Here is a 19,474-nt window from a genome sequence, read left to right on the forward strand (position 1 = left end):
TAATAATTTTGAATATGAATATAAGTGCGCAGAATAAAAGTATTTTAGATATCAATATATACAAAGAAGAAAGCTCCCGAAGGAGCTTTCTTAAATTAAAGCAGTATGGCGTTCTTTCAGCTCGGCTAAGGCATGAATACGACGTTCAATCAGCATCTCGCCAATATCAGGACCCTGAATATCTGCTGGTAAATCCTGAGCCTTGATGCCACGAACCACTTGCATGGCTTCGCGCACATATTGGGCTTGTGGATAGGCACGGTCTTCCAGACCTAAACGGCCACGAGAATCACATTCACAGGCTTGCACAAAAGCTTCTACACGTTCCGGGCGACGTAATACATCCAGACGTTGCAATAGCCGCCATAAAGTACCTGGTTTCAGATTGAGTGCCTGATGGCATTTTAAATGTTCTTTACAGACCGCAATTGCCAGTTGTTTGGTATAAGTTGGTACTTTGAAACGTTCGCACAATTCAGTTACCGGCTGTACACCACGCTCTTCGTGCATGATATGACGTGGCAATTCCTCGGCAGGTGTTAAGGCTTTACCTAGGTCATGCACCAGAACAGCAAAACGTACATCCAAATCATAGTTCTGGCGACAAGCCTGTTGTAGCGACATCATGGTATGAATACCGCAGTCAATTTCCGGATGATATTCCGGACGTTGCGGGACGCCGAACAGGGCATCAATTTCTGGGAACAGTACTTTTAATGCACCACAGCTGCGTAATACTTCAAAATAAATATCCGCATGTGATTCCATCAGGGCACGGGATGTTTCTTTCCAGACCCGTTCAGGTGTTAGCGTATTTAATTCCCCTGATTCAGTGAGTTGACGCATCAAATCGAGTGTTTCTGTGGCAACATGGAAGCCCATTGCATGATAACGCGCAGCAAAGCGCGCTACACGTAATACGCGGAGTGGATCTTCAATAAAAGCATCAGAAACATGACGTAAAACGCGGTCAGCAAGATCCTGTTGACCATTATAGGGATCATGCACATGACCGGCTTCATCCATGGCCATGGCATTGATGGTCAGGTCGCGACGGATCAAGTCCTGTTCAAGCGTGACGCTGGTATCGGTATGGAATTCAAAACCATGATAACCAGTGCCGGATTTACGTTCGGTACGTGCTAATGCATATTCTTCTTTTGTTTCAGGATGCAAAAATACAGGGAAATCCTTCCCAACCGGCTGATAGCCCAGATTGAGCATTTGATTGGGGCTTGCACCCACCACTACATAATCTTTTTCGTGATAGGGGTGTCCGAGCAAATGATCCCGAACTGCACCGCCTACTAAATAAACTTGCATGAAAAAACCTCTATTCTTAGAAGCATCATGCTACAGAATAGAGGTTTTCTCAAGTCAAGAAACTCGGCGTTCGCCGCGTTTGCTTACAGGGCGTCTTGTTCCGCTTGTTGGATTTCTGCAACAGTCAAAGCAGTCATATTCACGACGCGGCGTGTAGTCGCTGTCGGCGTTAAAATATGAACTGGTTTCGCTGCACCCAGCAGAATCGGGCCAATGGTCACATTGTTACCAGAAGTTGCTTTTAACAGGTTAAACGAAATGTTCGCTGCATCCAAGTTTGGCATGATCAACAGGTTCGCAGCACCTTTAAAGCGTGAGTTCGGATAAGCAAACTGGCGGATATTTTCATCCAGTGCCGCATCGCCATGCATTTCACCTTCAACTTCCAGTTCAGGCGCAATCTCAGACAGAATGTCGTAGACCTTACGCATTTTCTGTGCACTGGCATCGTTCTGGTCAGAACCGAAGCTAGAGTGAGACAATAGCGCAATACGTGGTGTCATACCGAAACGACGTACTTCTTCAGCAGCAAGAATGGTCATCTCAGCAAGCTGTTCAGCAGTTGGATTACGGTTGATATAGGTATCTGCAATAAACAGGTTACGCTCTTCAAGCATCAAGGCATTCAAAGTAAAGAAGGTATTGTGACCGTCTTTTTTACCAATAATATTGCTGACGAAGTCCAAGTGGATGTCGTAGCTTGAGTACGTACCACATAACATACCGTCTGCAAGGCCGTGTTTGACAAGCATAGATGCGATAAGTGTTGAGCGACGACGAGCTTCACGTTGTGCGTACTCTGGTGTTACCCCTTTACGCTGCATAATACTGTAGTAGTCATCGGCAAATTTCTCGTAGTCTGGGTTCTTTTCTTGGTCAACGATGGTGATGTTCACCCCGTTTTCCAAGCGTAAGCCCAATTTTTTGATATTTGCTTCAATTACTGCTGTACGGCCCACCAAGATTGGCTTCGCCATGCCTTCATCCACTGCAATTTGTACAGCACGAAGTACACGAAGATCTTCACCTTCCGCATATGCAATACGCTTAGGATCTGATTTTGCTTGAGCAAAAATCGGTTTCATCATAAATGCTGAGTTATAAACAAACTCAGACAAACGTTGATGATACACAGAGAAGTCTTGAATTGGACGTGTTGCTACGCCAGAATCCATCGCTGCTCTAGCAACTGCTGGCGCAATCTCTAAAATCAAACGTTGATCCAGTGGGCGAGGAATTAAGTAATCACGACCAAATGATGCTGATTTTTCACCATAAGATGCAGCATCTGCTTCGACATGTGCCATACGCGCAATCGCGTGTACACAAGCAATCTTCATTTCTTCGTTAATGGTGGTTGCACCAACGTCGAGTGCGCCACGGAAGATGTATGGGAAGCAAAGAGCGTTATTCACCTGGTTCGGATAGTCTGAACGGCCAGTTGCCATGATCACGTCTGAACGTGCTTCATGGGCATGTTCTGGCAAAATTTCCGGATCCGGGTTAGCCAAGGCAAAGATGATTGGATCTTTGGCCATTTTCTTGACCATGTCTTGAGTCAGAATGCCTGCAGCAGACAGACCCAAGAACATATCTGCGCCGTCCATTACGTCAGCAAGCTGAGTACCTTCGATGTCTTGTACATACGCTTTTTTCGATTCATCTAAGCCTTCACGTTTTGTAGTCAATAAACCACGTGAGTCCGCAACGATGATATTCTCTTTCTTCGCGCCTAGTGCACAAAGAAGGTTCAAGCAAGACAATGCAGCAGCGCCTGCACCAGATGCTACGATCTTGATTTCTTCAATTTTTTTACCATTGATAATTAAAGCATTGAGTAATGCTGAACCTACAATGATTGATGTACCATGCTGGTCATCGTGGAACACCGGAATGTTCATGCGTTCACGAAGTTTCTGTTCAATATAGAAACATTCTGGTGCTTTAATATCTTCGAGGTTAATACCACCAAAAGTCGGTTCTAATGCTGCAACGATGTCGACAATTTTGTCTGGATCATTTTCTGCGATTTCGATATCGAATACGTCGACGCCAGCAAATTTCTTGAACAGGACGCCTTTACCTTCCATAACCGGTTTAGATGCTAAAGGACCAATGTTACCCAGGCCAAGAACCGCTGTACCATTACTTACTACCGCAACCAGGTTGCCACGTGCTGTATACAGCGCTGCTTTAGATGGGTCTTTTTCAATTTCCAAACACGGCGCTGCAACACCTGGAGAGTAAGCTAGTGCTAAATCATGTTGGTTAACGAGTTGTTTGCTTGGGGTGACGCTGATTTTGCCGGGGGTAGGAAATTCGTGGTAGTACAGTGCCTGTTGTTTTAAAGATTGTTCGTCCATTAGTCTCTCGATGTATCAATAATTACCCAATTGCAGGTAACATAACCGCGGAATACAGGAGAATATATCACTAGTTGTGCGCTTAGCCCAGCCAAACGCACCCGTTTTTTGAAGAAATAATTGGTCTTAGGTCTGGATTTATACTTGATAGGTATAAGTCTCAGGTGTCATATTTTGTTCAAGAAATTCGGTCGCTTGCTGTTCAGGAAGCGGCTTGGAAAACAGATAACCCTGTGCAATATCACAACCGAGTTGACGCAGGAAATCTAGCTGCTGCTCTGTCTCAATACCTTCAGCCACTACTTTCATTCCCATGGCTTTGCCCATTGCAACCATTGCACTGACAATAGCATCCTGTTTGGCTTCACCAATTTTGGATACAAAACTGCGGTCAATCTTTAAAATATCGATTGGGAACTCTGCTAGATAAGACAGGGACGAATAGCCCGTACCAAAGTCATCCAGGGAAATGTTGATGTCACGTTCCTTGATCTGATTCAGCACATTCATTACGGTTTCAGAATTTTCTACCAATGAAGATTCGGTAATTTCCAGTTCTAGATTCGAACCAGAAATACAGCTCAGTTTGATCGCTTCATCCAGATCATCCAGTAACTGGCCGCGGCGGAGTTGCTGCGCCACAATATTCACCGAAACACAGATATTATGGAAACCCTGGTCATTCCATTTACGGATTTGCTTTGCCGTTTGCTGTATCACCAGTTGACCGATTTCCGAAATCATACTGGTCTGCTCTGCCAGTGGAATAAACATCCCCGGTGGAATAATGCCTTTCTCCGGATGATTCCAGCGGATTAAGGCTTCAAAACCGTAGATCTTCTGGTCATTAAGATTGATCTTCGGCTGATAATAGACGATCAGTTCACCATTCTGGATGGCTTTACGCAGATCGCGTTCAATGAAAATTCCTTGTTCCAGCAGGGCAGTATTTTCACTTGAATAAAAGTGAATGGTATTACCACCGAGATTCTTGGCTTCACTCAGTGCCTGTTCGGCACAGTTATTGAGATAGTCCAGTTGACGGCCATGATCAGGGTAGAAAGCTACCCCCATTGAAAGCGTAATTTCATAGTCCTGACCAAAGATATTGAATGGCTGACTAAAGGCTTTCGCAATATGCTCACAATGTTCCTGCACAGAAGGGCGAATATGCGAGATTTCATATAGAATGGCAAAGTCATCACCATTCAAATGCGCAACAAACATGGCTTCAGCATTGGTCAAGCGTAAGCGCTGTGCCACCTGACGTAATAACTCATCACCACCGTTGTTGCTCAGATATTCATTCAGCGGACGGAAACGGTCGATATTGATTCGAATCACCGCCATCTGCTTGATGGAATCTTTTTGTGTCACCAGGTACTGGTGCAGCTGATAGTTATAATAGAAACGATTTGGTAAGTCGGTCAGGGTGTCATAATTTTCCAGATAAGACAGACGCTGTTCCTGAAGCTTACGTTCAGTCAGGTCCGACACAATCCCGATATAGTGGGTGATACGGCCTTCATCATCCATAATGGCATTGATATGCAACCATAGTGGCATCTCTTTGCCGGACAAGAATTTTTCATTAAGTTCGCCATCAAAAGAACCAATCTTCATGACCTGTTTGATGATATTGGCATGTACACTGCGCTGCTGAGATTTGGTATTTACCGTAATATCAAACAGGTGCTTGCCCAGAATTTGCTGACGTTCAAAACCAGAAAGTTGCTCGAAAAAAGGATTAACTTCGATATAGCTCAGCTCTTGATTAAGTATAAAGATACCTTCAGCCGCTTGCTCTAATACGCTGGCTGCAAGTTTTAATCCTTCCTGAGAATTACGTTCCTGCTGAATGTCACGGCGAATACCGACCATGCGTACAGGTTTATTGGTTTTTGGATCACGGCTGATGACACGCCCGATATCATGAACCCAGCCCCATACCCCTTGGGTATTCTGGATGCGGTAGGTGGCTTCATAGCGTTCTACCTGACCGCGTAAATGCTGTTTCATCATATCTTTGAAATGATGAAGATCATCCGGATGGATCAGATGATGCAGTTGTGCCTGATGCTGACCAGAACTGCGCTGGATTTTTTCTTGTGTATGTGTAGTCAGGGTAATAGTTCGATCTTTAATGTTCCAGTCCCAAGGGCGGATGCCTGCAATTTCATGCGCAAGTTCCAGATTCTGATGCTGGTCCTGTAAGGCAAGATTAATCTGCTCGATATCATAAGTACGTTCCCGCACTTTTTGTTCTAGCAGCTGATTATTGAGCTGTAACTGAAGTTCGATATCTTTGGATTTATTTACTTCAGTTTGTAACTGTTTACACAGTTCATCAGTCCAGGTAACTTGCTGTTCAGCATTTGTCACCAACAGATTATTCTCCGCATATAGACGTGAAGTACGTTGATGAATACGGTAAGTACTATTGGCACACAGTAAAATGACAATGACAGAAAAGTTTAGTGCCAGACTGAAAAACGGATTAAGTGAAGAGGATTCCGTGATCTGCAGAAAGAAGAATGGGACCAGGGACGGCAAGAATATCAGGCAGAAATAACTCAGTTTTTGCGTGAGATAGGTGAGACCAAAAGCTTGAGTCACCATAATCAGCAAGCCAGTCAGGGTCAGTGCTTCAATCAGTTCAAAAGATGGATTTACACGCGGCAAATGAACATACAGGGTAAAAATCCCGGTTGAAATACAGATACCTACCAGTAGACACTGGATTTGTAGCCAGCGGTGAGCAGTTTCCAGTTTAAACTCATTCGGTTTAAAGTAGACGGTACTAATCAGCCAGCACATGCAGACCACCATCTCAGTAAGAATAAACCAGAGATTCAGGTAATTGTCTGCCGGATGATAATGTAACTGGTAAATACAGAAGATATAAAGACATACCAGCAGGATACTAATTAAAAAGTATCGACTGTGACGAATCGTATTCACGATTTGTGCACTGTTTAGCTGCTGCTGAATATAATCATCCTGATTATGAATCATGATTAAGATGCCTTTAATCTACGTAAGGGTGGTACTGCATTGTTTTTATTAAGCCCCTTAAATAAGTAACTTTTATCATTTAATAGGTCATTCATTTTTATCTTATTAAGACTAAAGTGCCAATATATAAAAATCAATCAAAAGCCCCACAAATTTTTACAAATGCGATAAAGTAAAATTGATCATTGAGAGAAATTAAAATTTGTAGTTCAAAATAGATAAAGCTACGACAGGCGCAGTTTCGGTACGCAGAACACGTTCACCAATACACCAGTTCACAAATCCCTGAGTATTGGCAGCAGAGATTTCAGCCTCACTGAGTCCACCCTCTGGGCCAATGAGTAATGCCAAGTCTGGCGTTGCATTGTAAAGAACATCCACTTCATCTTTGTTTGGAGCCAACACGAGCTTGGTTTGAGGAAGTTCACTTTGCAACCAGTTTTCTAGTGACATCGGAGGGAGAATTTTTGGAATAATATTCAAACCACATTGTTCGCAGGCTGCCGTAGCAATAGCTTGCCAGTGATCGAGCTTTTTTTGGTCACGATCGTACTTGAGGCGCATTTCGCAGCGCTCAGAGGTTAAAAGCTGAATTTCTGAGACACCAAGTTCAACCGCTTTTTGAATGGCATAATCCATACGGTCGCCTTTACTCATGACCTGACCCAATAAAGCTTTGAATTTTGGCATGCGGTTGCTTGGGTTAAAGCTATTGACCTGTACAGTAGCTGACTTTTTGGCAACTTCTACAAGTTCAACTTCATATTCACCACCTTGTCCATTGAACAGGGTAGCTTTTTCACCGACTTGAGCACGTAATACCTTCACCCAATGATGAAAAACGGTTTCAGTTAACTCAACCGTGGAATCAACATTTAAGTCTGCTTCAATAAAAAAACGTGGCATTTAAGGGTTACTCTCAAGTGGAACAAAACAAGACGGTATTTTTTTTACGCCCCCCTCTGTATTTCTCTCAAAGGGATAAATTAAGGAGGTAAAATACCGCCTCAAAACTTATGCAAGACCTAAGTCTTTTACAAGTTGACGTGTAGGGTCAGTGGTGTTCATGGTGTAGAAGTGCAGGCTTGGTGCACCGCCAGCAATCAGGCGTTCGCAAAGTTTAACGATCACTTCATGACCAAATGCTTTGATGGATGCAGTATCGTCACCATAAGTTGCCAATTGTTTACGAATCCAGCGTGGAATCTCTGCACCTGTACCATCGGCAAAGCGGATTAAATTGCTGGCATTGGTAATTGGCATAATGCCCGGTGCAACAGGAATATTCACCCCTTCTTTTTGGATACGTTCTACAAAGTAGAAGTACGCATCTGGATTAAAGAAGAACTGTGTAAGTGCAGCATTGGCACCAGCACGGGCTTTTTCGCAGAAACGTTTGATATCAGCGTCAAAGTTGTCTGCTTGTGGATGCATTTCAGGGTAGGCTGCCACTTCAATATGGAAATGATCACCTGAATGTTCACGGATAAAACGAACCAAATCTTGAGCGTATGGTAATTCACCTAAACCGACTTGACCTGATGGTAAATCACCACGCAGTGCCACAATACGGTTGATACCCTGAGATTTATATAAATCCAGTAATTCTGCGATACGTTCTTTGCTATCACCAATACATGAAAGGTGAGGGGCAACTGGCGTCCCTTTACCATTGAAATCAGCCAATGTGGACAAGGTGCGTTCACGGGTTGAACCACCGGCACCATAAGTCACAGAGAAGAATTCTGGGTTTAACAATTGTAGTTCTTGATGAACTACTTTAAGTTTTTCCGCACCAGCATCAGTTTTGGTTGGGAAGAACTCAAAAGAAATAGGAATCTGTTTAGACATGTTTAAATCCTTTTTATAAATACTTTTTATTCACCCTCTCCCTGACCTCTCCCAAAGGGAGAGGAGTATTCATTACTGAATAACACAGGGTTTTGAATCAAATTATTTACATGTCATAAATAAAACCTGAGATGTAAATGACTTGAGAGTTTCACCCTCTCCCTATGGGAGAGGGATGGGGTGAGGGCTAATTAATATTTATAAGCGTCAGACTTAAACGGACCTTCAACAGCTACACCAAGGTAATCCGCTTGTTCTTGCGTTAACTGCGTTAACACACCACCAAAGCCTGCAACCATGGCTGCCGCAACTTCTTCATCTAATTTCTTAGGAAGAAGTTCAACGCGAATCGCTGCTTGTTTTTGATCTTCAGGTAGATCAGCAAATTTCTCAGCGAATAAATGCATTTGACCCAAGACTTGGTTAGCAAATGAACCGTCCATCACACGTGAAGGGTGACCTGTTGCATTACCAAGGTTCACCAGACGACCTTCAGAAAGAAGGATCAGGTAATCATTTTCGTTTTCTGAACGATACACTTGGTGTACTTGTGGCTTAACTTCAACCCACTTGTAACCACGTAAGTAGTTGGTGTCGATTTCAGTGTCGAAGTGACCGATGTTACATACCACAGCACCTGCTTTTAATGTATCAAGCATTGCAGCATCACATACGTGGTAGTTACCCGTCGTTGTTACGATCAAGTCAGTGTTTAAAAGAAGGTCAGCATTTACATCTTCTTTCTTACCTGTTTGCACGCCATTTTTGTATGGAGATACAACTTCGTAACCGTCCATACATGCTTGCATTGCACAGATTGGGTCGATTTCAGAAACACGTACAATCATGCCTTCTTGACGAAGCGATTGTGCAGAACCTTTACCTACGTCACCGTAACCAATGACAAGCGCACGACGACCAGATAACAACATATCTGTTGCACGTTTGATGGCATCGTTCAGTGAGTGACGGCAACCGTATTTGTTATCATTCTTAGATTTAGTTACTGAATCATTTACATTGATTGCAGGCACTTTAAGTGAACCGTCTTTCCACATTTCAAGCAGACGTTGAACACCAGTTGTTGTTTCTTCAGTAATACCGTGGATTTTCGCTAATACTTCTGGGTATTTTTCATGAACAAGTGCAGTTAAGTCACCGCCATCGTCCAGAATCATATTGGCATCCCAAGGTGTGCCGTTTACATTGATTTGTTGTTCAAGACACCACATGTATTCTTCTTCAGTTTCGCCTTTCCAGGCAAATACTGGAACACCAGACGCAGCAATGGCAGCAGCAGCGTGGTCTTGAGTTGAGAAGATGTTACAAGATGTCCAACGAACTTCAGCACCCAGTTCTACCAAAGTTTCGATAAGAACAGCTGTTTGGATTGTCATGTGGATACAACCCAAAATTTTAGCGCCAGCAAGTGGTTTAGCAGCAGAGTAACGCTTACGCAGACCCATTAGGGCTGGCATTTCAGCTTCTGCAAGTTTGATTTCTTTACGGCCGTAGTCAGCCAGTGAAATATCGGCAACTTTATAATCTGTAAATGAAGCATTAACCGCGTTCATCACGATCTCCTTATAAAAAACAATAATTGATCATTCAGTTCGCGGATGCCGTTGTTGGTCTGTCTAGAAAAAGATGGACCGATCGTCGAGCCTGGCGCTTTTACATTTCGTACCTGTAAAACGTCGCAGCATCCCTCGACTAGCGGGGTATTGTACTTGGAAATTAATTTGGTTCCAATCCGAAATTGTTTAATATCTGACTAATAAGAAAATTTTGAGATTAAACTATGACGGACAATGAAAAGTATTCAATTAAAGAATGGGTTGAAATTAAAGATAACTATAGGCATAGCAATTTAATTATTGGAAATGGTGCTAGTATTACTTTGCACTCTAAATTTGGGTTTAGCTCATTAAAAGCAGAAGCTGAGAAATTAAAACTTTTCAGTGAAGATATATCTAAACTTTTTGTTGAATTTGATACATGTGATTTTGAGCTAATCTTGAGATTAGTTTGGCATGCAAAGTTGGTAAATAAACATTTGGGAATAGTAGATCCGAAAATTGATTCAGCATATGAGAATATCAAACAAGCACTGATCGAAGTTGTTAAAGAGGTTCATTGTGAACATGCTCAAATAGTTAAGCAATTACCTATTCTTTATAAGTTTACCAAGCAATTTTCTACTATCGTTTCACTTAATTATGATCTTATTTTACATTGGATAAGAATGTATGGAAATGAAAAAAATAATGATGGTCATGTATTTAAAGATGGATTTAAGAATGAAGGGATTATATTTGATCGATGGGATTATTTGAAAACGCCATATTACAGAAGACCTTATGAAAAGGAAATTACTAGAACCTTTTATCAGCATGGTAATCTAACGTTATTTCGCTATGCAAATAAAGTTGAACGTAAAGTGAAAAGAAAGGATCAATCGGATCTATTAGAAATAATCGAAAAAAATTGGGTTGACGATAATATTCCTATTTTTGTTGCTGAAGGGACTAGTGTAAAAAAAATGGATGCAATCAGAGATAGTAATTATTTGAGTAAAGTCTTTTATGAAATTCTTCCTGAGTTTTTAGATGATGGTAAAAATCTAGTCATTTATGGTTGGGGGTTAGGAGAGCAAGAGCACCATTTAGTTAAACAAATCTTTAAAAACAAAGCTGATGGTAAAGTAGCAATTTCAGTTTTTAAAAATGATCAAGACTATTGTTATAGAGTAAAACAGCTAATAAATAAACTTAACTCAAAGATAGAAATAGAGTTTTTAACAGTGAAAGTTCAGGCTGTTGGAACAATCCATAAATAAAGCCCATCATCTGATGGGCTTCTTCTTTATTCTATTTCCTGCTCAGCTTCGTCTGCTTTTTGTGTCCAGTAATCTGCCTGTATGTCATCTGCTACCACACCCAAACCATTGGCATAGATAAAGGCAAGGTCACGCATGGCCTGAACTTCACCCCATTCAGCTGCCTGTTTCACCAGTGCAATAGATTTTTCGACATCTTTTTCAACTACATCACCACGACGATAAAAACCTGCCAGTTCTAAAGTCGCCGCTGGGTGTTTTTCGAAATTGGCTTTGCTAAGCCAGTAATAGGCTAACTCAAAGTGAGCTTTAGAATCTTCCGGGTCTTCCTCCGCAATTTCTTTGGCATAAACCGTATAACCTTCACCGAGCCAGTACATGGCTTCAACCAGACCGCCATTAGCCGCTTTCAGTGCCCATTCTTCAGCCAGGATAATGTCATCTTCATGCTCGCTGTGCATATATAGTTCGGCAAGCTCAAATTGTGCTTCGGCATTGCCTGCCAGTGCGCGGTTTGCCAGAGTGGCAGGGGGAGAAACACGCTCGGTCATGTCAAAATCTCAAAAATCTTTGCATGTAGATTAAAAGGTTCAAAATAAAAAAGCCAATCCGAAGACTGGCTTTTTTATAAAAGGAATTAAATTGAGCTTAAAATACGCAAATTAGTCCAGAAATGAAGGCAATAAGCACAAAGCCAATACTGATTATTTTAATTTTTGATTCAAAGTAAGTTAGGCTCAGACCAACTGCTAATGCTGCAAAAGTCAGACTGCCTAGCCAATAGCTGACCATATTGCTGATCGTACCGCTAAACAGGCAAAAAATTAGCGCAATGATCAGTAGTCCCCAGCCAGCAAGTGTGGCTAATCGGTTTTTGCCAGCATCCAGTTCTTTGCCAAATATCTGTTTTTGATGTTTAGACATTGAAGCAGCCAGGGCAATAAAGCCCAGTGAAGATACAGACCAGATGAATAAGAAGAACATCATACTTCAGTCTCCACAGCTGTAGTCTTGGCTTTTTTAGCAGGCAAGCCTTGGTGATTTTTCACTTTCTTAAGGGCAAGCCAGAACACAACAGCTAGTAGCCACATAGCCAGATCAAAGCTCGCAATGACCCATTGACCATTCGCTATAGTATTCCAGATTGGCTGTCCACCAGTCAGGACATTTATGACCGGAAGCAGGGCAAATAAAGCAGTTGCCAGTGCCAGCAGCTCTAACCAGGCCTGACGATGCGTCCGGATCATGGCATAGAAGAAAGTCAGCACCCATACTATAAAAAAGGTACGGATTTCCCAGTTGGCACGCATTTCCAGTTCCACCGGAATAAAACGATTGGCATAGAAGTAAGCAGCACAGGCAATAGGTAGACCGATAATTGCTGCGATATTGGTCACTTCCACCGTATGATAACCAAAGGATTTATAGCCCTGTTTCTGCTGTTGCGGTGCACGTTTCACACACCATAGAATCAGACCAGTAGCGATCATCAATGTGCCGACAATACCGGACAGGAACAATAACCAGCGCAGGGCTAGATCCACACCGCGTGCTTCATGCAGTGAAGTCACTACGTTATAGATGCCATTCGCGACTGAAGGGGTTTTTAGTTCGGTTTGATCCGGTTTGAGCGCACCGGTTACGCCGTTGAATTCCAGACTTGGGTACACGCTACGATAGGCAACACTGATACCATTCAGAGCACGTAATTCGATTTCAGCTTGGCTGGTATTTGGCCGAATAATGGTGATGGTACCAACCGGATTGTTATTCCATTCTTTGTCCGCAGCTGCCAGAACCGGTGCCAGATCGGTTAAAGGCGCTGGACGGGCAGAGGAATTTTCGTCACGAGATCGACGTGCTTCACCGCGACCTGCCATTTTACCTCGTTCGCCACGACCTGCACGAGATTCAGCTTCCTGACTATTATCTTGAACTAAAGTTTTACGCTGATCTTGGAGGAAAGCACCACGATTTTCATAAATCTGGTTTACGCCCCAAGGCATGATGGTAAATAACAGCAGCAATAAGCCACTGAATGTAATCATAATATGGAAGGGAAGTGCAAATACCGCGGTTGCATTGTGTGCATCTAGCCATGAACGTTGTCCTTTGCCTGGGCGGAAGGTAAAGAAATCCTTAAAGATTTTCTTATGGGTAATAATCCCGCTGATAATCCCCACCATCATCAGTAAAGTCGCAATCCCGACAATCCAGCGTGCCCACATACGTGGCATGCCATATAAATCAAAATGAAAACGGTACAGGAAACCACCACCACGGGTTTCGCGTGCTTCTAGTACTTCACCGGTTGCACTGTCCAAAGTAATTCGTGTGCCGCCGCGGCGTGCACGAGGATCTTCACCAGCGCCACGGATATTGAGCGTGGTATAGTTCTGACGCGCATGCGGCAGCTGAATGGCCCAGCTACCCGCATCAGGATGATTTTTCTGTAAATAGGCGAGTGCCACTCGGGTCTGTTCAATCTGGGTGGCTTGCGGAACAGACTGGTGCAACTCTGGTTTCATCCAGATAGTAATTTCATTCTGGAAAAAACTTAATGTACCTGTCAGAAAAATCGCATAAAGCAGCCAGCCCAAGATTAAACTGGCCCAAGTATGCAACCATGACATTGACTGGCGTGGACCTTCCGGTTTTGCATCTGGTCTCATCTTATTTCCCTAAAAACTGGTAAGCGATATAGAACAACCCAGCTGGAACCAAAATGCCCAGCGTCGCTTTTAGGGTTTTATTGACCATAAATACCCAGATGAAAGCCCCTGTCTGTAAAAGAAAAGCGATCATAGTGGCGGATATGGCAGCACTACTTTGATAATCACTGAAGTACTGAGCAATGACTATGGCTGCAAAAGTGGCTAAAGCATATCCGCCTAAAGCAGCAAGTATGAAACGGTAGAAAATCATAAAGCGATAAGCCGTGAGTTTGGGCTGCACTTTCTTTTTAGATCGGATGACTGGATTCGGGACAGCTAATTTTTCAGTAGCTGTAAGATCCATATGAGGACTGCTGGTCATTGAAAATACTGCTATTTAACTGTGGGAATTTCATTGATGCGAATGATAACAATTATTGTTTATATTTTAAATAACTATTTTTAAAGATCTTTTAAATGATTAAACTGAAGTGTGAGTTTAAGCAGTATAAATAGGGGGATAAATAGATTGTGAAACACAGCATGGGAACCCAATACTGAAAATAAAAACAGCGGCTCGAAGGCCGCTGTTTCATTAAAAATACTTAAGTCTTAGCTTTCTTGCTGGATACCCGCAACCAACCAGTCTTGGTTAGAACCTGCAGGTTTTACAAAGTGCCAAACTTCAGCAAATGGCTGTGGCAGACTGTTCAGGTCTTCACTTACTGTACCGGTAAAGCGTACGCTCACCACGTATTGACCATTTTCATTTGATGAATCTACAACCATGGCATTCAGGTTAGAGAACTCAGCAACGTCCTGATCCTGATTCGCCATAATGTCGTTATACATAGACTGATACAGGTCAGGGGTCAGATAACGCTGAATTTCTGAAATGTTGCTTGCCGTATTCATAGACTGAATATGGTTAAAACGCTGACGCGCAACACGCAAGAAGGCAGCAGGTTCAGTACCATCAGGAAGCTGACTACCGCTTTGAGTATAAGCAGTACCAAACGGCGCATTATTTACCGGAGCAGAACCAAATGGGGCATTATTGCCTGGTGTTTGACCACCGACATTCTGACCAAAGATATTGGTGCTATCGCCACCGCGAGGTGCAGCAGGTGCTTGACCAAATGGTGCTGACGAACCAGCACCATTGTTTGGAGCGAATGGATTGCTAGAAGTTACTTTTTTTTTTGCGCCCATCTTACGGAAAATGAAGAAGGCAACAGCTGCAGCAAGTAAGATCCAGATCCAGCCTGGGATACCACCTTGTTCTTCTTCTTGAACAGCTTCAACTTGTGCTTGAGATGCCGCGTTGTCATCTGCCAAAGCATTCGCTGCGACGGCACCAATTGCAGCACCCGCTACACCCGCAGCAACCATACCACCAACACCTGAACCAGATTTCTGCTGAGTTGCTGCACCTGCAGTCGGAGCCTGTTGTGCAGGAGCTGCCTGACGAGGTTGTTGATAAGTCTGAGTCGGCGCAGCAGAACGTTGCATACCATGGCTTTTACCACCACCGGCACGTTTTGCTTCAGCAGCTAGAGGCGCAACCAGTAATGCTGCAGTCAAGAAACCCGCGATCAAACCGCGCTGTCGAACTTCCATTCAATTTTCCTATGTAAAAAATATATTTGAACACTCTATTTATATAGGCTTTACATGGAATTTCAATCAAAAAACTGTATTTTTTTACCGAAATTCCAAACTGAGTGCTACAAATTGAATCCTACAGTTCATCACTCAAAGTCATGGCTTCACTGAGGGCTTCATGCAGACGGGCAACCGCAATAAAGCGTACGCCCGGAATTTCTTTCTGCGGGGCATTAGCACGCGGCAGGATAATATATTTAAAACCATGCTTGATGGCTTCTTTGAGACGCTCCTGACCATTAGGTACCGGACGGATTTCTCCTGATAGACCAACTTCACCAAACACAGCCAGTTGCTGCGGCAGAGCTTTACCACGGATACTCGATGCACAGGCAAGTAGAACTGCCAGATCAGAACCCGTTTCGGTAATCTTTAAACCACCGACGATATTGACATAGACATCCTGACCAGAGGTTTGTACGCCGCCATGACGATGCATTACGGCTAACAGCATATTCAGACGGTTTTGTTCCAGACCTAACGCTACACGACGCGGTTGACCATGCGCATCATCGACCAGTGCCTGAACTTCAACTAGCAGTGGACGTGTACCTTCACGGCTGATCATCACAATTGAACCGGGTATGGCTTCATCATAACGACTCAGAAAAATGGCAGACGGGTTGGAGACTTCACGCAAGCCCTTATCGGTCATGCCGAATACACCAAGTTCATTCACCGCACCAAATCGGTTTTTTACCGCACGGATCATTCGATAACGCGAATCTGACTGACCTTCAAAATATAGAACGCAGTCCACCATATGTTCCAGCACACGCGGACCTGCGAGTGCACCTTCTTTGGTGACATGACCGACAATAAACAGGGCAGTTCCGCTATTTTTGGCAAAACGGGTCAGGAGCGCTGCTGATTCACGAATCTGTGATACACCACCCGGTGCAGACTGCAAGGTTTCAGTATAAAGCGTTTGAATCGAGTCGAGGATTGCAACCGCTGGTCGTTCCTGTGCCAGTACTTCACAAATGCGTTCCACACAGGTTTCTGCCATAACTTTAAGATGTTCAGTTGGCAAGTCTAGACGCTGGGCCCGTAATGCCACCTGTGATAAAGATTCTTCACCTGTCACATAGAGTGCGGAACTGTTACCCGCGGCCATATGTGTGGCAGTTTGTAGCAGAATAGTCGATTTACCAATCCCTGGATCACCACCAATCAGTACAACGGAACCTGTCACCAGACCACCACCCAGAACCCGGTCGAATTCTCCAATTCCGGTCGGCATGCGACTTTCATGTGAAACAGAAACTTTATTAAGCGTGGTAATCGCAGCGGCCTGACCAGCATAGCCGCCAATTTTAGGCTGGGCACGATGAGTCACCGCAGGTGCAATGTTGACTTCCAGCAAGCTGTTCCACTCACCACATTCAGCGCACTGACCAGACCATTTAGGATGGTCTGCACCACATTGCTCACAACGATAGACACTTTTTGCTTTAGCCATAGTTTCCGAAAAACAAGATTGGGAATAGGGCTACAGCATAGCGGTGAATGCCACCGAAAACCAAGATCTTCACCTGAAAAATTCGCTGTTTTACGTCAGCGTATGACGTATCTGCATCTGCTACTCTACATAAGCATCAAATACACCCTATAATGACCTTAATCATCACGGGAACAGGAAACCAAACATGCCACAACATATGCAACATATTGATGCAATCGCACGTGAAAAAGACCGTGATGTATTATTTGTACATTTTGAAAATTATGAACATGAAAATGCAGATGCTGACTCCTATCACCTGCGCCAGAATCTGATGGAGTGGCTGGAGCAACGCCAAATTGCTTTTGTACCATGTATGGGGATTGAACAACCCGGTGTGATTGAAAGCTATTCAGGTGATCTTTATATCGATGTGCCATTTGATGAAGCCAACCCAATCTATCAAATGCTGAGTGACCATCTGGAAGATAGCGAAGGGGAAATGAAAATTCCTGGCGTACTATTTTTTGTCTTATCTTTGGAAACTGCGCTTGAGATTGAAGCAGATCGTGAGGAATTTCTGAATCTTAATCAAAATCATGATGACGATGAATTTTCAGGTCGTCTGAACTGATTTCGTTTAGAACACTGGGACCGTAAGAAAAAGCCACTTTTACAGTGGCTTTTTCTTTAGGGCTTTAGATTATATTAATAAAGCTCACCAGACTTGCGTCGGGCAATAAAGTCTTTCGATTCTTTGGCAATCACACCTGAAAGCAGTAACAAGCCGATCAAGTTTGGAATCGCCATCAGACCGTTGAAAGTATCGGCAAACAGCCAGACCAGATCCAGTGTAGCTATACAGCCAATGAATACGGTAGCAATGTAAATAATGCGGTAAGGCAGAACAAACTTTTCACCGAGCAGGTAAGTCGCACATTTTTCGCCATAGTAGCTCCAGCCCAGAATAGTGGAGTAGGCAAAAAAGATAATGCCGAAAGTCACGACCCAACCACCAACGCCCGGTAACAGTTTGTCGAATACACCGATAGTCAGTACCGCACCAGTTTGACCACCAAAATCATTGCCCGCCATGATAAAGCCCATCACCAGCACAATACCGGTAATCGAACAGACAATAATGGTATCAATAAAAGTACCTGTCATCGATACCAGGCCCTGACGAGCCGGGTGATCCGTTTTTGCTGCAGCTGCGGCAATCGGTGCTGAACCCATACCGGCTTCATTCGAGAATACACCACGTGCCACACCGTAGCGAATCGCTGCACCAATGGCGCCACCAACTGCTGCTTCACCGGTGAATGCATAGGTAAAGATCATTTTCAGGGCAGGGCCAACCAGCTCCAGATTATTAAAGATAATGATCAGACCGCCCGCGACATAACCAATCGCCATGATCGGTACAATAAAGGAAGAAGCTCTGGCAATGGATTTAATCCCGCCCAGAATCACCAGTGCAGAAAAGGCTGTGATGATCACGCCTGTAATCCAGGTTTCCAGACCAAAACCATTTTCAACGGCCAGTGCTACAGTATTAGACTGTACCGAGCTGCCGATCCCAAAAGAGGCGACAGCACCAAAAAATGCGAAAATTAAGGCTAGCCATTTCCATTTCAGGCCGCGTTCGATGTAATACATCGGACCGCCAGACATTTCACCTTTCTCATTTTTTACCCGGTATTTTACCGCCAGAACGCCTTCGCCATATTTGGTCGCCATACCGAACAGGGCAGTCATCCACATCCAGAAAACTGCACCTGGGCCACCCAAGACACAGGCAGTTGCCACGCCTGCAATATTACCGGTACCAATGGTGGCAGAAAGGGCGGTCATGAGTGAGCTAAACTGGGAAATATCGCCTTCGTGAGAAGGGTGTTTGCCAAAAACCTGTTTAAAGGCCAGTGGCAACATGCGGAATTGCCAGAAAAGTAATCGGAAAGTAAGGAATACGCCAGTACCGACAATCAGTACCAGCATATATGGACCCCAGACCCAACCACTGAGGGTTTCCATGATGCTTTGTAAATTTTGCATAAAGTTCTTCTTATTCGTCCTGAGTATCAGTTTAAAGTTCACTTAATTTTAATCAAGCAAATGACATGCCAGACGTGCTCATCCTCAGCACTATTCACGACATTTTTATAGGTTTATTTTTTACACAGTTTCGGAACTTTTACAACAAATATGCAGGAAATTTATCCGGAGCTTCTACGACTAAAGAGAACCTATTCGTTATATAAGAAAAATAAATTAACTTTTAAGATTAAGTGGAAAATACAAATGATGCGAATTTTCTTTT

15 protein-coding genes are annotated in these 19,474 nt (G+C 43.5%); 2 read left to right on the plus strand and 13 right to left on the minus strand.

What is annotated here, in order from left to right; genetic code table 11:
- Positions 1–90 precede the first annotated feature (90 nt).
- From ACTJIX_RS03500 to ahcY, 6 genes are all read right to left on the minus strand, one after another.
- Positions 91–1,323: a multifunctional CCA addition/repair protein gene (locus tag ACTJIX_RS03500; protein WP_004814992.1), complete on the minus strand. Its 1,233-nt coding sequence runs from the start codon at positions 1,321–1,323 to the stop codon at positions 91–93.
- A gap of 83 nt (positions 1,324–1,406) precedes the next feature.
- Positions 1,407–3,686 (minus strand): NADP-dependent malic enzyme, encoded by a 2,280-nt coding sequence (locus ACTJIX_RS03505; protein WP_008302352.1) that lies wholly within the window; start codon positions 3,684–3,686, stop codon positions 1,407–1,409.
- Positions 3,687–3,824: 138 nt separating this feature from the next.
- Complete coding sequence (locus tag ACTJIX_RS03510) at positions 3,825–6,701, minus strand: putative bifunctional diguanylate cyclase/phosphodiesterase (protein ID WP_071320248.1); 2,877 nt, start codon at positions 6,699–6,701, stop codon at positions 3,825–3,827.
- Between the two features lie 195 nt (positions 6,702–6,896).
- Positions 6,897–7,607, minus strand: coding sequence for a 16S rRNA (uracil(1498)-N(3))-methyltransferase (locus ACTJIX_RS03515; RefSeq protein WP_071320249.1), 711 nt, complete (start codon positions 7,605–7,607; stop codon positions 6,897–6,899).
- Between the two features lie 108 nt (positions 7,608–7,715).
- On the minus strand, positions 7,716–8,552 hold the full coding sequence (gene metF, locus ACTJIX_RS03520; RefSeq protein ID WP_004814997.1) for a methylenetetrahydrofolate reductase [NAD(P)H]: 837 nt from the start codon (positions 8,550–8,552) through the stop codon (positions 7,716–7,718).
- 191 nt (positions 8,553–8,743) lie between these two features.
- The gene (gene ahcY / locus ACTJIX_RS03525) at positions 8,744–10,126 is read right to left on the minus strand and encodes an adenosylhomocysteinase (protein WP_004814998.1); all 1,383 of its coding nucleotides are present in this window, start codon (positions 10,124–10,126) and stop codon (positions 8,744–8,746) included.
- Between the two features lie 227 nt (positions 10,127–10,353).
- Between ahcY and ACTJIX_RS03530 the strand changes: the two genes are divergently transcribed.
- Complete coding sequence (locus ACTJIX_RS03530; RefSeq protein ID WP_004892078.1) at positions 10,354–11,391, plus strand: DUF4917 family protein; 1,038 nt, start codon at positions 10,354–10,356, stop codon at positions 11,389–11,391.
- Positions 11,392–11,417: 26 nt separating this feature from the next.
- Here ACTJIX_RS03530 and ACTJIX_RS03535 read toward each other — a convergent pair whose 3' ends face one another.
- From ACTJIX_RS03535 to radA, 6 genes are all read right to left on the minus strand, one after another.
- Positions 11,418–11,942: a tetratricopeptide repeat protein gene (locus tag ACTJIX_RS03535; protein ID WP_004815000.1), complete on the minus strand. Its 525-nt coding sequence runs from the start codon at positions 11,940–11,942 to the stop codon at positions 11,418–11,420.
- Positions 11,943–12,039: 97 nt separating this feature from the next.
- Entirely contained in the window at positions 12,040–12,378 is a 339-nt protein-coding gene (locus ACTJIX_RS03540) for a DUF3325 domain-containing protein (protein WP_004815002.1), read from the minus strand.
- A complete protein-coding gene (locus ACTJIX_RS03545; protein WP_004815005.1) occupies positions 12,375–14,063 on the minus strand; it encodes a PepSY-associated TM helix domain-containing protein in 1,689 nt (562 codons plus the stop codon). The genes ACTJIX_RS03540 and ACTJIX_RS03545 overlap by 4 nt, the downstream gene beginning before the upstream one ends.
- 1 nt (position 14,064) lies before the next feature.
- Positions 14,065–14,427: a hypothetical protein gene (locus ACTJIX_RS03550; protein ID WP_004815006.1), complete on the minus strand. Its 363-nt coding sequence runs from the start codon at positions 14,425–14,427 to the stop codon at positions 14,065–14,067.
- 230 nt (positions 14,428–14,657) lie between these two features.
- The gene (locus ACTJIX_RS03555; RefSeq protein WP_004815009.1) at positions 14,658–15,665 is read right to left on the minus strand and encodes a Tim44 domain-containing protein; all 1,008 of its coding nucleotides are present in this window, start codon (positions 15,663–15,665) and stop codon (positions 14,658–14,660) included.
- A 121-nt stretch (positions 15,666–15,786) separates the two neighbouring features.
- Positions 15,787–17,172 (minus strand): DNA repair protein RadA, encoded by a 1,386-nt coding sequence (gene radA / locus ACTJIX_RS03560; protein WP_004815011.1) that lies wholly within the window; start codon positions 17,170–17,172, stop codon positions 15,787–15,789.
- Positions 17,173–17,359: 187 nt separating this feature from the next.
- Between radA and ACTJIX_RS03565 the strand changes: the two genes are divergently transcribed.
- Positions 17,360–17,788, plus strand: a complete 429-nt coding sequence (locus ACTJIX_RS03565) for a hypothetical protein (protein ID WP_004815014.1) — start codon at positions 17,360–17,362, stop codon at positions 17,786–17,788.
- A 74-nt stretch (positions 17,789–17,862) separates the two neighbouring features.
- Here ACTJIX_RS03565 and ACTJIX_RS03570 read toward each other — a convergent pair whose 3' ends face one another.
- The gene (locus ACTJIX_RS03570; RefSeq protein WP_004815015.1) at positions 17,863–19,209 is read right to left on the minus strand and encodes an alanine/glycine:cation symporter family protein; all 1,347 of its coding nucleotides are present in this window, start codon (positions 19,207–19,209) and stop codon (positions 17,863–17,865) included.
- Positions 19,210–19,474 lie beyond the last annotated feature (265 nt).

This window comes from Acinetobacter sp. 22323, assembly GCF_052044895.1.
Lineage (GTDB): Bacteria > Pseudomonadota > Gammaproteobacteria > Pseudomonadales > Moraxellaceae > Acinetobacter > Acinetobacter schindleri.

What these genes read in the sequence shown, in the direction of transcription:
- ACTJIX_RS03500 (WP_004814992.1), bottom strand. Translation starts at nt 1,323, where the DNA reads ATGCAAGTTTATTTAGTAGGCGGTGCAGTTCGGGATCATTTGCTCGGA.
- ACTJIX_RS03505 (WP_008302352.1), bottom strand. Translation starts at nt 3,686, where the DNA reads ATGGACGAACAATCTTTAAAACAACAGGCACTGTACTACCACGAATTT.
- ACTJIX_RS03510 (WP_071320248.1), bottom strand. Translation starts at nt 6,701, where the DNA reads ATGATTCATAATCAGGATGATTATATTCAGCAGCAGCTAAACAGTGCA.
- ACTJIX_RS03515 (WP_071320249.1), bottom strand. Translation starts at nt 7,607, where the DNA reads ATGCCACGTTTTTTTATTGAAGCAGACTTAAATGTTGATTCCACGGTT.
- metF (WP_004814997.1), bottom strand. Translation starts at nt 8,552, where the DNA reads ATGTCTAAACAGATTCCTATTTCTTTTGAGTTCTTCCCAACCAAAACT.
- ahcY (WP_004814998.1), bottom strand. Translation starts at nt 10,126, where the DNA reads ATGAACGCGGTTAATGCTTCATTTACAGATTATAAAGTTGCCGATATT.
- ACTJIX_RS03530 (WP_004892078.1), top strand. Translation starts at nt 10,354, where the DNA reads ATGACGGACAATGAAAAGTATTCAATTAAAGAATGGGTTGAAATTAAA.
- ACTJIX_RS03535 (WP_004815000.1), bottom strand. Translation starts at nt 11,942, where the DNA reads ATGACCGAGCGTGTTTCTCCCCCTGCCACTCTGGCAAACCGCGCACTG.
- ACTJIX_RS03540 (WP_004815002.1), bottom strand. Translation starts at nt 12,378, where the DNA reads ATGATGTTCTTCTTATTCATCTGGTCTGTATCTTCACTGGGCTTTATT.
- ACTJIX_RS03545 (WP_004815005.1), bottom strand. Translation starts at nt 14,063, where the DNA reads ATGAGACCAGATGCAAAACCGGAAGGTCCACGCCAGTCAATGTCATGG.
- ACTJIX_RS03550 (WP_004815006.1), bottom strand. Translation starts at nt 14,427, where the DNA reads ATGACCAGCAGTCCTCATATGGATCTTACAGCTACTGAAAAATTAGCT.
- ACTJIX_RS03555 (WP_004815009.1), bottom strand. Translation starts at nt 15,665, where the DNA reads ATGGAAGTTCGACAGCGCGGTTTGATCGCGGGTTTCTTGACTGCAGCA.
- radA (WP_004815011.1), bottom strand. Translation starts at nt 17,172, where the DNA reads ATGGCTAAAGCAAAAAGTGTCTATCGTTGTGAGCAATGTGGTGCAGAC.
- ACTJIX_RS03565 (WP_004815014.1), top strand. Translation starts at nt 17,360, where the DNA reads ATGCCACAACATATGCAACATATTGATGCAATCGCACGTGAAAAAGAC.
- ACTJIX_RS03570 (WP_004815015.1), bottom strand. Translation starts at nt 19,209, where the DNA reads ATGCAAAATTTACAAAGCATCATGGAAACCCTCAGTGGTTGGGTCTGG.